The organism is Alteromonas pelagimontana (assembly GCF_002499975.2).
GTDB classification, from domain to species: domain Bacteria; phylum Pseudomonadota; class Gammaproteobacteria; order Enterobacterales; family Alteromonadaceae; genus Alteromonas; species Alteromonas pelagimontana.
In genome coordinates this window covers 1085667-1100035 of record NZ_CP052766.1, presented here as the reverse complement: position 1 = coordinate 1100035, position 14369 = coordinate 1085667, and the positions used below count along the sequence as shown (strand labels likewise).

General features: G+C 44.9%; 10 protein-coding genes and 1 pseudogene. 2 read left to right on the top strand and 9 right to left on the bottom strand.

Features of this window, described 5'->3' with window-relative positions; translation table 11 throughout:
- Window positions 1-12: 12 nt before the first annotated feature.
- The 3 genes and pseudogenes from trhA to CA267_RS05020 all read right to left on the bottom strand — a co-directional run bounded on the left by trhA (window position 13) and on the right by CA267_RS05020 (window position 3823).
- A pseudogene (gene trhA, locus CA267_RS05030) lies at window positions 13-647 on the bottom strand (PAQR family membrane homeostasis protein TrhA).
- 112 nt (window positions 648-759) lie between these two features.
- Window positions 760-2778, bottom strand: coding sequence for a hybrid sensor histidine kinase/response regulator (locus tag CA267_RS05025; RefSeq protein WP_075608507.1), 2019 nt, complete (start codon window positions 2776-2778; stop codon window positions 760-762).
- Between the two features lie 115 nt (window positions 2779-2893).
- Window positions 2894-3823 (bottom strand): diguanylate cyclase, encoded by a 930-nt coding sequence (locus CA267_RS05020; protein ID WP_075608508.1) that lies wholly within the window; start codon window positions 3821-3823, stop codon window positions 2894-2896.
- Window positions 3824-4160: 337 nt separating this feature from the next.
- Here CA267_RS05020 and CA267_RS05015 point away from each other — a divergent pair, with 337 nt between their 5' ends.
- Window positions 4161-4505: an Hpt domain-containing protein gene (locus tag CA267_RS05015; protein ID WP_075608509.1), complete on the top strand. Its 345-nt coding sequence runs from the start codon at window positions 4161-4163 to the stop codon at window positions 4503-4505.
- An 85-nt stretch (window positions 4506-4590) separates the two neighbouring features.
- On the opposite strand, the gene CA267_RS05010 is transcribed toward CA267_RS05015, so the two are convergent.
- From CA267_RS05010 to CA267_RS05000, 3 genes are all read right to left on the bottom strand, one after another.
- A complete protein-coding gene (locus CA267_RS05010) occupies window positions 4591-7692 on the bottom strand; it encodes an efflux RND transporter permease subunit (RefSeq protein WP_075608510.1) in 3102 nt (1033 codons plus the stop codon).
- Between the two features lie 12 nt (window positions 7693-7704).
- A complete protein-coding gene (locus tag CA267_RS05005; protein WP_075609987.1) occupies window positions 7705-8808 on the bottom strand; it encodes an efflux RND transporter periplasmic adaptor subunit in 1104 nt (367 codons plus the stop codon).
- 94 nt (window positions 8809-8902) lie between these two features.
- Window positions 8903-9511 (bottom strand): YigZ family protein, encoded by a 609-nt coding sequence (locus tag CA267_RS05000; protein WP_075608511.1) that lies wholly within the window; start codon window positions 9509-9511, stop codon window positions 8903-8905.
- Between the two features lie 315 nt (window positions 9512-9826).
- Here CA267_RS05000 and CA267_RS04995 point away from each other — a divergent pair, with 315 nt between their 5' ends.
- Window positions 9827-10936, top strand: a complete 1110-nt coding sequence (locus tag CA267_RS04995; protein WP_075608512.1) for a glycosyltransferase family 4 protein — start codon at window positions 9827-9829, stop codon at window positions 10934-10936.
- On the opposite strand, the gene CA267_RS04990 is transcribed toward CA267_RS04995, so the two are convergent.
- The 3 genes from CA267_RS04990 to CA267_RS04980 all read right to left on the bottom strand — a co-directional run bounded on the left by CA267_RS04990 (window position 10929) and on the right by CA267_RS04980 (window position 14263).
- A complete protein-coding gene (locus tag CA267_RS04990) occupies window positions 10929-12086 on the bottom strand; it encodes a glycosyltransferase (RefSeq protein ID WP_232367599.1) in 1158 nt (385 codons plus the stop codon). The two genes, CA267_RS04995 and CA267_RS04990, sit on opposite strands and share 8 nt — an antisense overlap.
- A gap of 127 nt (window positions 12087-12213) precedes the next feature.
- Entirely contained in the window at window positions 12214-12978 is a 765-nt protein-coding gene (locus CA267_RS04985) for a DUF4886 domain-containing protein (protein ID WP_083638317.1), read from the bottom strand.
- A 67-nt stretch (window positions 12979-13045) separates the two neighbouring features.
- Window positions 13046-14263, bottom strand: a complete 1218-nt coding sequence (locus CA267_RS04980) for a M24 family metallopeptidase (protein WP_075609989.1) — start codon at window positions 14261-14263, stop codon at window positions 13046-13048.
- Window positions 14264-14369: the final 106 nt, after the last annotated feature.

Below are 14369 nucleotides of genomic sequence, written 5' to 3'. Positions count from 1 at the left end.
TAGCCGCCGATGTCATACCACGTAATAATAAATTGAAAAGTAGTGGCACACACAACCACCGAGAACAAAAAGATGCCAAACGGCATGAGTGTATTTTACTTTTTTCGCCACGTAAAATAAAACCCCGACGCTAAAACAAAGCCACCAGCAATAATTAACCATAAACCGGCGCCTGGAAGCGACATGTATAATGGGTAAATCAGCCCCAGCGCAAACCATCCCATCATTAAATACGTGGCTACCGATACCTTTGGAAAACGGTGCTGGGCTACTATTTTAAAAGTTACGCCGATGAGCGCAAATGTCCAAATTAGTGCTGTCATAGTTATTCCCAACCAACCGCCGATAGACACTACGAGAAAGGGGGTGTAGGTTCCCGCGATGAGAAGATAAATAGCGCTATGGTCGAGAAGCTTAAGCCAGCCTTTTGCCCGCCAATGATGGATACCGTGGTAAAGAGTAGAGCTTAAAAACATGAGAATGAGCGTTGAGCCGTAAACTGCCGAGGCAGTAGTTGATAGCGGATTTTCAGCTCTTAACAACAAAAAGAGCGTGCCGGCGATGGCGGCAATAAGCCCCAGTCCATGACTCAGACTATTCAGTCTTTCTTCAATAACGGAATACGCGCAATGGGGAAGATACGACATGGTACTTCCTTTTCTGTTGTATCTGTGGTCAGTCTAAAATTTCAGCGAACACTTGTAAACTTACTTTCTAAGCCGTTAACACTAACTTAGCCGCTCATTTTTGTCGTATCGGTTATCGTAAATTTATTTTGGCTAATGCGCTTTCCACAGCAGTGTATATGCTTTTCATCTTAAAGGGTTTAGCAATAAACAGATTCATTCCCGCTTTTTTGCATGCTTGTTTATCAGCGTCTGCGGTATTTGCAGTAAGTGCAGCAATGACCGTTTCATCTGCCACTAACCCCCGCTGTCGCAATATCCTAGTGGCATCCAAGCCATCTAGCTCTGGCATTACACAATCCATAAAAATTAAGTCGTAGCTATTTTCCTCGCACTTATAAACTGCGTCTCTACCGTCTACTGCGAAATCAGGCGTTATATGGAATTTATTTAAACTCGCTTCCATTACGAGCCGATTGATTTCGTTATCATCGACAACTAGCACATTTAACCTTGAACCGTCTATTAAAGCAGTGTCGTTGTCATTTCTGTCGGAAAGATCTTCTTGTCCAGTAGCGACCGTAAGCTCCACCCTAAATGTAGAGCCTATATTTTTCTCGCTTTGGACATTAATACTCCCGCCCATCATGTCCACCAGTTCCTTTACGATGGAAAGCCCTAAACCCGTTCCTCTATTTTTCACCGAAATATCTCTGATGTCTTGCCGAAACGGTGTAAATATTGATTTCAAAAATGGCTGAGTCATGCCAACACCGGTATCCTCTATCACAATAGCTAAATGTACTTTACCATTCCCCCCTTTTGCAGATGCAGTTAATTTGACTTCGCCTTTATCAGTAAATTTTAGCGAGTTACTCAATAAGTTTGACACGATCTGGCTCAAGCGTGTGCTATCTACGTATACCCAACAAGAATCGGATATATCCAAGTTGACAAAGAAGTCTATCGATTTTTTAGTAAAAAGGGGTAGGTACATGGACGCAAGGTCAACAAATGACGTCTTTAGCAAAAAGTGGCTGGGCTCTAACTTCATGCTGCCATGGCTAAGCTTGGAGTAATCAAGCACTTCATTGATTATTTTTAACAGATTGTCTGAGCTTCTCAAAGCGACCTGAAGCATTTCCTTTCGTCGTTCAGCATTCCCTTCATCAACTAACGCCGTAAGCATACCGGTGATGCCATTTAAGGGAGTTCTTAGTTCATGGCTAACCTTTGCAAAAAGAATGCTTCTGTCCCTAAGCGCTAGTTCAGCTTCGATTTTTTGTTTCTTTAATTCGTTTCGCAACGTAACCGCTTCAGTTATATCTTGAAATGTACCAAATAACCTTTTGCACTGTCCGTCTTCAAATTCAGCACTGCCATGTGTGGAAACCCAAATATTTTTTCCTTTAGCTGTAATGAGTTCAACTTCCAGATTCCAATCTTCACCATGCGCAACAGCGCTTTCAACAGCTTTAGTTACGGTATCTCTACTGCGATCTTTGTAAAATTGAATCGCTGAATTTAACTCAGGTACGTAATCGCTTGCGACTTCGTGAATTTTACGTGTTTGATCGCTCCATGTGATTTTATCAGTGGCTAAATCAACCTCCCAAGAACCAATTTTCGCAACATTTTCCAATTTGTTAAGCATCTTATTTGCTTGCACTAACTGGGAGACCGATTCTTTGCGCGCGTATTCTGAGCCTAACCACTGGGCTAGAAGTTCAACATAATCAATATGGGTCTCGGTAAAAGGTTTAGAAGCTTTAGCTGAAGAAAAGTTAACTGTGCCAAAAACTAACTCGCCAACTCGAATTGGTGCACCAATGTAAGATTCCAGACCAAAGTTCTTGTAGCAAGGATGTTCCGCAATATCGGTTTCAGAAGCTTGGTGAAAACTAATAGCAGAATTTGCTTCTAACGTATGTACGCAATAGGTTCCTTCTAAATCAAAGGATGTACCTGCTGTAAGTGAGTTATCAGGCGTTTGTGCAAAGAGTACCGTATAATTTGTTCCCTGAACGCGACTAACCAGACCAATATCTAGTCCGAAGACAAGTAAGCCAAGTGAAAGTAACTTTTGTACTTTTTCATCAAAATCCAGCTGTTGATTAGAAACAATATTTTGTAAATCGTGAATAAAGTTCAACCATCGCTCCTTTGGAAAATTTGCCTAAACCTTCTGTCAACAGGAATAACCTGGAAGATATAGCCGGAATTAATTCTGCCGCATGAAAATTGAAGTTAAAAAGGCGAGTCCCCCTCTACGTCTCAGAGATGAAGACAACCTTATTTCTCCCTCTTTCTTTGGCTTTATACAAAGCATTATCTGCAGTGTCTATTAGTTTTGTTAAATTCGTTTGGCTGGTTGTCGATACAGTATTTATCGTTGCCCCCGCGCTTATGGTGACGTGCCCAAAGCCGCTACTTTCATGACGAAGCTTTAGTTGAGCAATATTTATTCGCAAGCGTTCTGCCACAGTAATAACACCGGCCTCATCAACAAAAGGAAGCAGCACCAGGAATTCTTCTCCGCCAAACCGAATTAGCCGATCTAAAGGTCTATGCAATGATTTCTGAAGTGAGGAAGCCACCTCCTTTAAACATTTATCCCCTTGAAGATGGCCCAGCGTATCGTTATATTTTTTAAAATAATCTATATCAACAACAATAACGCCCAGTCTACGTCTATCTCTATTGACTTGTTTGATGATATGGGGAACTTCTTGCTCTAAATACACCCGATTGTATACCTCAGTCAGTGGGTCTTTGTATGTCATCTTCTGAAGAAGATCTACGCGCAATTTACTTTGCAGTTGATTTTTTATACGGTGGATTAACGTTGAAGGTGTAACAGGCTTGACAACAAAATCTGAGGCTCCTACTTCCCAACACTCATTTTGCGTTTGTTCATCTTGTGATGAGGTGACAAAGATAACAGGAATATTCTTTGTTTTTACTGATTGTTTAAGAAGAGAGCAAGCCGCCTTCCCGTCGAATTCTGGCATTACCATGTCGAGTAAAATGAGATCTGGCTGGTAACTTTCACATTGAGACGCTATGTCAAAGGCACTCTCAGCCAATTTCACAATAAAATGCGGGCTGAGTAAGTTCTCAAATATGATGCGGCTGGAAAGTTCGTCATCAATAACTAGAACTCTGCATTCATGAAACGGTTTGATATGCAGATCCATAGACCTCCAAATTTGTAAGGCATTAACATAAAAAGATGATAGTGCTGATTGGATTAACTTTTCAATATTTATATGAGATTTAGACGAATTGAGGACGGATTATCCTTGGGGAAAACGTACAATCTATTACTTTGCCAGCTTACCGTGTTACGAAGTTCTGATATTAGTTTGGGTAACGTCGACGTGTTACTGTGTACCGTCTATCGCTTTTTCACCAGCAATTAAATTTGAATTCAATATTAAAATAAACGTATTGTTCAGCTAAACTGCTTACAGTAATCAACGTATATTTGCGAGTTTAGCGAGCGATTTTTTACAGATTAATAAGGAGCTACCTTTGGATTTTGAAAAGGAACAATATAAGCTGTGGAATCGGGAGGCGGCGTTATCTCGATTAATGGGCAATGAAGAATTATTACAAAGAGTAGCATCCATATTTGTAAATTCCGCGCCTGATAAAATCAATCTTCTTGAGGAAGCTATTGTAAGACATGACCAAGACGCTGTGCGCCTACTCAGCCACACATTGAAAGGATCCGCTGGTGAAATAGGGCTTGAGCGGTTATGGGCCTCAGTCGCCCAGCTTGAGACTCTAGCATCAAGCGCACAGGTAGATGAGTGGTATAAACAATTTCAGTTAGTTAAAGAGGACTTCATGTGTTCTATGGAAATCCTTCGATAACGTCTTAAATAAAAGAGGAGCTTTTATAAGTCGAGAAGATCTCACCCGTTTGATATTTGTGGGTAAGCCAAAAAATATTCTTTCATTATTTCTCTGGCTGAAGGGAGAACATAAGCGAATAAAGTACAGGTACAACCCCCAATGACAACACTGTACCTATCGCCAGTCCAAAAGAAATAGCGGAAGCCATGCCATAAAACAGTACGTCGCCACTTAACATCAGCGGCAGTAATCCCAAAATAGTGGTGAATGTTGACATCAGAATAGGGCGCAAACGCCTGACGCTGGCCTGAATTACTGCTTCCGCTTCCTCTTTTCGCCCGGTATCGCCTTTTTCGCGAACAATATCATCACGTTCAGTATCAATTCTTTCAATAAGAACAATGCCGTTGTTTACGATAATGCCCGCCAGCGCGTACAGCCCCAGAATGACCATAAAGCCGAAATTACCCTGCATAATGAGCAGGCCCAGTGCGGCGCCAATAATAATTAAAGGTATGGTAAATAAAATAATCAGTGTTTTTCGGTAAGAACGAAACTGGGCAATCAGAATGAGGATAATCAGCCCCAGGCACATAGGCAGATACTTATTAAGCGACGCCTGAGAAGTAGCCGATTCTTCAATAACGCCGTCGTATTCAATTACATAACCGTAGGGAAGTTGCTGTCTTAGTTTAGCAACAGCATCAGCAAGCTTTGGAACCATTTCCTCAGCGTTGTAGATGTGACTTTTTGCTTCCACGGTAATGGTGCGAAACAGGTTTTCACGGCTTATGCGGGAGAATCCGGTTTCGTAGCGGATTTCTGCTACCTGCGTTAAAGGTACGCTCACGTTACGTGACTGTGAGTAAATATTCACACTCTCAATGCGGGCAAGATTAAACCGCTCATTGTCGTTAGCGCGAATTACAATAGGTAGAACGTCGTCGCCTTCCAGGAACTCCGAAATAACGCGCCCGCTAAAGTAAGTGTTCAAAGTACGGGCGATATCGCTGGAACTCACCCCAGCGCGGCGGGCCTTTTGCTGGCTGATATCAAGTTTTATCTGCGTAACACGATTCTCCCAGTCATTTTTAATGTCAAAGCTGCCGGGAAGGTTTTGAAGAAGGTGCTCCATTTTTTGCGCGGTTTGAAACAGCAGATCTTTATCCGGGCCCTTCACCTGAATTTCTATTTTGCTGGAATCAGAGGGGCCTAAAAACATTTTTGTCACTTGGGCAAACACGCCGGGATATTCCGCGGCAAACATTTCCCGCAACGCATTAATAGTGGGCTGCGCATACTTACGTTCGCCCACGTCAACCATAATGAAACCTTTCGAAGGTTCTGGATCAACAGGTGTAAGGGAAAGCACAAATCTGGGGCCGCCAAATCCACCATAGCCCACATGTTTCTTCACGTGGGGAAACCGCTCCTTATCATCCAGCTGATGGAAAACCCGTTGTAATACTTGCTCAGTTTCACGAATGGAACTACCCGCTGGCAAGTCGAGATAAATCAGAATCTGTGACCGATCGGAATCGGGGAAAAACTTAGCAGGCACCTGACTGAGTCCAAAGCCTCCTAACAGAAAAAGAAGTACCATCAGCGCCATAAACGTAATCCGGAAGTTCAAAATTTTACGGAGCAGAACTTCATAAAAAGGATTAATTTTGGCAAATAGATCCGTTAGGTCAATTCCTTTTTCATCATGATTTTTCACCGCTTTTGCAGAAATAAAGTGATAGCAGAGGTAGGGCGTAATGGTTTGGGACAATAGCCATGACACCAGCAGCGACACCAAAATGATGATTGAGATAGATCGGGTGTATTCACCGGCAGCACTGTCGGCAAGCATCAACGGCAGAAAGGCTAATATGGTAGTAGCCGAAGAGGTGAGCAACGGAAAAGCCAGAGACCGGCTGCAGTTTGCCAGAGCATCTTCTTTGGATTCCCCGTCTTCCAGTCGGCGTTTGTAGTCTTCGGCAACAACTATGCCGTTATCCACCAGAATGCCCAGCGAGATAATCAGGGTGGCCAGCGACATGCGTTCCAACACCATTCCGCTAAACGCCATTACGGCAATGGTTAGCAGGATTACGCCCGGTACAATAGCACCTACAATTAACCCGGCCCTCACCCCCAGAAACAGAATAACTACCGCACACACAATGGCTAGCGTTTCTAACACGTTAATGCTGACGCCATTAACTGCCTGTTCTACTACATCCGCCTGCCGGGTAATGGTTTCCAGGGAAAATCCCGCAGGAAGCGTCTGATTCAGCTCATCGATCAGAGCTTCCATTTGCGGTGAAAATTTTAATACATCAACATGGTCATTTTGGGCTATGGCAAAGACAATCGTTTTTCGACCGTTATACCATGCAGTGCGCGTGGGCGGATCTACCGGTTGGCGTTTAATGGTGGCAATGTCCTTTAACAGCATGGTTTCCTGCTGACCCGGAACGGCAATTAACGCATTGGCTACAGCCTCTACCGATTGAAAATATCCTGAAGGCTGAATAGTATAATTGGTACCGTGAGTATCCACAGTTCCGCCGGGCTGAATAATATTTTGCTGTTGCAACATGTCGACCAGTTGTGCCGGCGACATATTCATTTGCGCCAGCTTACTGTTGTTAATTTCTATAACAATTTGTTCTGGCAATACCCCAAGTAAGTCAATTCGTTTTACGCCTTCAATGCGAAACAGGGAATCACGTACATGCTGGGCAATATCGAATTGCTCACCCATTGTGTAGCTGTCCTCAGCCACTAAAGCCACAGTCAGGACGGCAACATCGCCGAAATTATCGTTAACCAATGGCGTAGAGGTGCCTTCCGGTAAATCGCTTTGTACTTGCTCCAGTTCATCCCGTAAGTCATCCCAGATTTGTTCAAGCTCAAAATACCGGTCTTGAATCTTCACATGGAGGATCGACTGGCCGGTCATGGAAATAGAACGAATTTCTTTAATTTCTGGTAACTTACGAGCCGCCTCTTCAAGAGTTTTGGTGATCAGTAATTCTACTTTATCTGCAGGTAGACCTGGGTATTGTGTGGTTACTACCGCCTCGCGGATGGTGATGGTAGGGTCTTCCTGGGCAGGTAAACTAAAATAACTGAATAACCCAAAGCCCATCAGCACAAAGACAACAGCCAGCATCAAGCGATTGTGTTGCAGGCTGAGTTGAGAAAACGACTTCATAAAATCAGCCCTTTACTCGTTAAATAATCGAGGTTTGTCAGAAGTCAGATTCACCGCTTCCCCTTCTTTTAAAAATTCCACACCAGAGCGAACCACAGGAAGATCAGCAGTTAAATTTCCCTGAATGAGAGCCGTGTCTTGGTTTAACGAAAGTAGCGTAACGAGCTGCCGGGTGACGGTATGAGTGTGATTGTCGGAGTTGGAAACAATTTTCCATACAAAATGCTGATTTTTATCAGCGGCGCCTAAAGCGCTTAATGGCACCACAAAGGTATTGGTGGCGACTGTCGCTGTATCAAAAGTGAACTTTACCTCGGCGCTCATTCCCGGTTGTAGTGTCGAGTAGCCGTCGTTAAGTCTGACAGTAACAGGAAACGCATTGGCACTTTGCGCTTGGCTGCCAACTTCAAACACTTTGCCGGGAATGGGCGCTTCCTTTAACGCAAATACTGTAACATCAACCTGATCGCCCGGGTGTAGTTGACTGATCAGATTTTCAGGTGCCAATACCGACACTTCAATGCCTCCTGTTCCCTGAATAGAAAAAGCAGGTTCGGCGGGTGTTACCCGTTGTGAAGGCTCAATGTGACGTTCTGCAATGGTACCGGCATAAGGCGCAACAAGTTTGGTATCAGCAAGATCTTCTTCTGCCAGTTCGAGCTGAGCCTGGGCAATGTCGACCTGATCATTAAGCGATTGTAGCTGCGTGGTCGCTACATCAAGAACAGCTTGCGATACCGCACCAGTGGCAATGAGCTGCTCTTTTCTCTCAAAATCAGCTTTGGCTTCGCGAAGCCGTGCGTTAACTTCAGACAATTGCCCTTTGCGCTGCTTTACGTTGAGCGCGAATATTTTAGGATCGATAGTCGCAAGCACATCGCCTTCAACAAAAGTGTCGCCTAAATTCACATTGACGGTTTTCACAATTCCGGAAATTTCAAAGCTTAACTGGCTGGTTTCTGCTGGCTGGGTAATACCTGAAAGAATATGCTGACTTTTGCCATCATAGGGCGCGACATCCACGCTGACTACTGAGCGGTGCAACGGCTCTGGAGGCTGAGGCTTGCTGCACGCTATTAAAATGAAAATTACTGGAATTAAAAGAGAAATACGCATTAACACCGTTCATTCCTTGATTCGAAGGTCCCGTTGATTGTAACCTTTTTTCACCTCCTATGTAACGCTAGCATGAGGCGGGAAGAAGGGTATGTTAGGCAATATGCTTGCCAGATAAAATTGTACAGCCCAGACTGCCTGTAAGATCTGGAAGTGCTTCAAACGCTGGAGCGGGAAGAGCCAGCGTCATCACTACCTGTTCGCGATAAATGCAGTCTTTTATCTTGCCTTGCTGTAACTCAACCCAGTGTCGCAAATATTGCTCATGTCGAAAATCGGTACACAACGTCACGCTGCGCATTGCTATTTGTTGTTGTACAGGAAGTAGCTCAATGGCTTGCTGAGCAGCGGCAGAATAGGCGCGAACTAATCCTCCCGCACCGAGTTTTATACCACCAAAATAGCGCGTAACCACTAGCATAATGTCGCCAATATTTTTATGCTGCAACACATTTAGAATCGGCTTACCCGCCGTTCCACTGGGTTCGCCGTCGTCCGACATAGCAGCGCTGGCAGGAGACTCAGGGTTTCCCAATATATATGCCCAGCAGTGATGCCGCGCATCTGGATACTGGTGCTGGAGATCATCCAGCATCGCCATGGCCGCTTCGCGGGTATCGGCAAATCCAGCGCTGGCGAAGAATTTGCTTTTCTTTATTTCTAAGCGCACTTCATTGCGCTGTGCGGGAATAGGGTATGTCATCCGGTGTATTATAACCATAAATGTCTACGCCGACGAAGACTCTGTTGGCAGACGCCCGGCTTCCCCCCAAAAGCGTGTTGACCTTTCTTACAGGATCGCGCGTAACAACCGTCGTGAAGATTAGGTTAAGTTTAAAAAGCTTAAGCTGGCCTCTATATTGCTTGAAATCGCTCTAATCTGCTGTAATTTGGGTAAAATCGAAATAGTCTTGTCAGAGAGAATAGCCGCTTTGGGTTTTTACAGTACAAGGCATAGCAAAACCTTGTTGGTGACGTAATGTTCGTTAACCCAGGTATCAAAAGGAATAGTATCGGTATGATAAAGGTTTGCGTGATCGGCGTTAGAGGAGTGCCGCTATGTATTGGGGGTATCGAAACCATATGCAGAGAGCTTTATCCTCTTATCTACCAGCTGTCTACTGACTGGGATATCACCATTCTGGCAAGAAACACCGTGAGTGAAAAAAGCTACACCTATAAAGGAATCAAAATTAAGGTGATTCCAGCGCTAACCTTGCCTGGGCTGGAAAATTTCGTGCATACTTTTGTGTCGCTTATTTACGCTCGCCTGTTTCTTCACCCAAAACTGGTTCATTTGCATGGTATTGGGCCGGGTTTCTTTAGCTGGTTTGCTCGTTTGCTGGGCTTTAAAACCATTGTTACTCACCACGCACAGGACTATCTACGCCCCAAATGGGGTTTTGCCGGGCGCAGTATTTTGCGCCTTGGCGAAATTATTAGCTGTATTTTTGCGAATAAAGTGATTTGCGTAAGCGAATCGTTGCAGATATACCTTGATCAACAGTACCGTTTTTTAAGAAGTAAGCGGGTGGTTATTAGAAACGCAGGATCACTAAATTTTGACGCGGTACAGAGTGATCTGACAGTTCTTGAGCGTATGGAACTTGAGCCAAAAAAATACATTCTGGCGGTGGGGCGGTTGGATGAAACGAAAGCGTTTCACGAACTAATCGAAGCGTATAACCTTGCGCAAATTCAAAATTATAAACTGGTTATTGTAGGAGGCGGACATGGCACAACCGCCTATATTCGAAAGCTGGAAAAGCTAAGTTCCGATAATGTGGTGTTTGCGGGTTCTTTTTTTGATGACGATTTAGCAGCAATTTATCGTAATGCGGCCTTACTGGTAAACCCTTCTCACATGGAAGGTTATTGTCTGGTAGTTGCCGAAGCGTTATCAGCCAATCTTCCGGTTTTGGTATCAGATATTCCGCCACACCGGGAATTCGGTTTACCCGGTGAGTGTTTCTTTAATGTGGGTGATGTTGCCGCACTGGCGCGTAAAATATCTGTAGAAGATTACGAGATTTATTATTCCGTTGAAGCATCCAAAAAGCAAATGCTGAACACCTGGCAGAGTAACGCCGAAAAGCACGTGCAATTATTTACTGAAATGATCAGGTAAATTGCGCTATCTGTTGCCAATATTCGCTGGCAATTTTCGTTAATGCGAAATCCTGGCTGCGTTGGTAGGCGGCGTCAGAATACCGTTTGCGTTCCTGCGCATTTTGCATAAAGTTAATGGCTGCCGTCATTTGCTCATTAGAATGCATTGGCACCAGTATTCCATATTTCACCGGCGCAAATTCGGCGCTGGTAAAACGCGAGTTTTTTGCAAGTATTTCCGCAGGACCTGAAGGGCAGTTACTCATAATGATCGGGCGTTTCAAAATCATGGCTTCTACCATTGCATTAGGAAACCCTTCGTTTAGCGAAAAAGATACGTAGTATTTCGCGCGGCGAATAATGGCAAAAGGATTGTGGCTATAGCCCGCCAAAATAACGCGTTTCTGCAATTGTTGCCCAGCAATATAAGCCTTAATTTCCTCTTCCTGCTCGCCGGTGCCTAGAATGACCAAGGGCGCAGTTTCTTTTGAGGCAATAAAAGCATCAATCAGGTTAAAAACATTTTTGCCTTTCGACAAGCGCCCAGCGCTGATGACATACTCCTTGGGCAGGTTCTCTGGCGCTGCGCGTTTTGCCTGTTGCTGAATAAAATCGATGTCGTAAGGGTTAAACACGGTTCCCGCTTTCTCTCGACGTACGTTGAAATTGCCCACCAAATCTTCTGTCACGCCAGTAGATACGCCAAGTGCTTTGGACGCAAAGCGGTACGTTAACGCTGGAAGCTGCTTATAAAGCTTTCGTTTAAACCCCGAATATTTTCCATCCAGATGACTACTCAGGTGCATTCGCTCGCAGATGATGGCCTCTGACGTAGGACTAAAGCGGTTGATGATGGCATTGCAGACATTTGCTCTCACCAGAAAGCTGATACACACCTTGGGCTTAATTTGCTGGTGCAACTGATACAACTGCAATAAGCTTTTACCAAAGCCGCGCTCGCCGTTTAGTACATGAATAATAATATCTTCAGGTAGCGGCCGAACGATTTCCTCATTATCCAGCAACGCAAGATGGATCTGATACTGCGGATAACGATGACGAACACTTAGTATATTGAGCAACGCGCGCTCAGCACCGCCGTAGGCAATGGAGTTTATAACAAACAGAATCGGTGTTTTGGCATGCATAACGTGCGATGTTGAATCCATGTGTGAATCGTCGTCTCTGAAGATATTGAAGTATCCAAAATATAGTGAAAAGATTGAGCCTTTTTCGGTCTCAGTGTTTCCAGGTGGTATCGTTCATTAATAAATAACGCTTAGACAAAGTCCTCTTTTACCGCGATGGCCCGTAAAATTCCTGCACAGTTTTCTGCGCTACCTGTTGTAAAAACAGCGCTTTTTCGGCTCCTAAACCTGCATGGTAGGGATTTCCTACCGGGGAATTTTCAAAAAAAGCGGCATAAAAAACACAGGCCGCTAAGTAGGTTCCTGCCAGGTTAGCGTGTTTATCATCTGCATACAGGTTCAGTTCGGGCTGGGCCTGTAGTGCTTTTTCAAATGCCGGGCCTACGGGCACAACAAAAGCTTTTGTTTCATTGGCTATGTCAAGATAAGCATCATGTAGCGGTGCGGTCATTTCAGGTTTACCGTTGTATGCCCAGGTCATAAAAAACACCGGTTGGGCCTGCTGGGCTTCAATGGTGCTCACCAAATCCCGGGCATATCTTTCAAAACGGGCGTTGTCGGCAAGCGGCCTGTTGCTGTAGCCCTGAATAACCACAGTGCTCCACGGAAAGGCTTTAATGACATCCTGCGAGCCTTGCTTTTCCACGTGCCCCTGCAATGTTTCGCCAGGAAATGTCTGGCGATGAACCACCGGGTTAAGTTTCGGCGCGGTCATGCGCGCCAGCTCTACCATGTGATGTTCAATACCACCGTTGAAATAGGTAAAGCTGTTACCGATAAACAGAACGCTGGTGGGTTTTTCAATGTGAGTAACCAATGGTTGACTGTTGGCAAGGGCTGCTGAAAGCATCGACGCCCACAGCCACACAACCAGCGTTACCCAACGCAAGGGGTTATACAAAACATGTTTCATTTCAATTCCTTTAAGATGAAGGCGTTCTTGTAGTGAGAATCACTCTCCCTACCAGCCATGGGAACGGTTAGCTGCCAAACGGATCGGTAATAGAATTGGCAGGCTGGGTAAACCATTTGGCTCCCGATTCTGTCATATAGAAATGATCTTCCAGTCGAATACCAAATTCGCCTGGCACAACAATCATCGGTTCATTGCTAAAACACATACCAGTGGCTAACGGTACCGGGTTGTCTTTAACCAGGTAGGGCCACTCGTGGATGTCCATGCCAATGCCGTGGCCGGTGCGATGGGGCAGACCGGGTAGCATATAATCCGGACCTAATCCGCGAGTTTGCAGATAGGTTCTTGCTGCGTTATCTACATCGCCACAGGTAACGCCTATGTTGGCAGCATCGAAGGCTTCAAACTGTGCCTGCTTTTCGCTTTCCCACATAAAGCGCTGTTTTTCAGTGGGCTCACCAAACACATAAGTACGGGTGATATCCGACAAATACCCGTGTAACTTACAGCCGGTATCGATCAGCACCAAGTCGTTTTTTTGTAATACCTGAGGATCTTTTACACCGTGAGGGAACGAGGTGGCTATGCCAAACAGTACAATACAAAAATAGTTACCACCGGGGGCGCCAACCTGCTTATGCGCCTGATGAATAAACTGCTCTACCTCGGTGGTGGTAATGCCTTCGCGCAAAATACTGGCCGTGGCTTTATGCACAGCCAGGGTCATGTCCATGGCCCGTTGAATTAACGCAATTTCATTCGCCGATTTATGCATACGGCAGTGGGCGGTTACTTCACTGGCATTAATAATGTCAAAGCCCGCCTGTTGCTTATTTATACCGTCAACAATGAAAAAAGCGGTAGACTCATCAATGCCTATTTTATCGCCGGCAACAGCACCATTTTGCTTCAGCAACTGGCAGAAAAGCGCATAGGGATTCTCGTGTTCCTGCCACCCTTCAATATTGCCAGAAATTATCTGACGCTCTTTCAACGAGTCGATTTCAAAAGTGGGCGCGATATAAATTATGTCTCCCTCTGCAGGCAAAATGGCGCCTACCAGACGCTCGCTGGCGTACCACTGCATACCGGTAAAATATTCCAGATTGGTGCCGGCGTTAAGGTAAATGGCGTTGATTTGGTGTTCACGCATATAGGTTTGCGCTTTGGCGACACGTTGTTGCAGCTCATCAAGCGCGATAGGCGTAGCTTCTGTCGTCATATCGCTTAACGTTGCCAGTGCCTGCTGCGCTGTTTTTCCACCAATACCGTTTCCTGTCATTTTTCCCCCAGAGTTTATTGTTGAAGCCTTACTATAAAATAAATTAATCGTAACGTAACCCACAGTCGCCGGATAAACTCTGTGACCTGCCTTTTGTCCTTTTGTT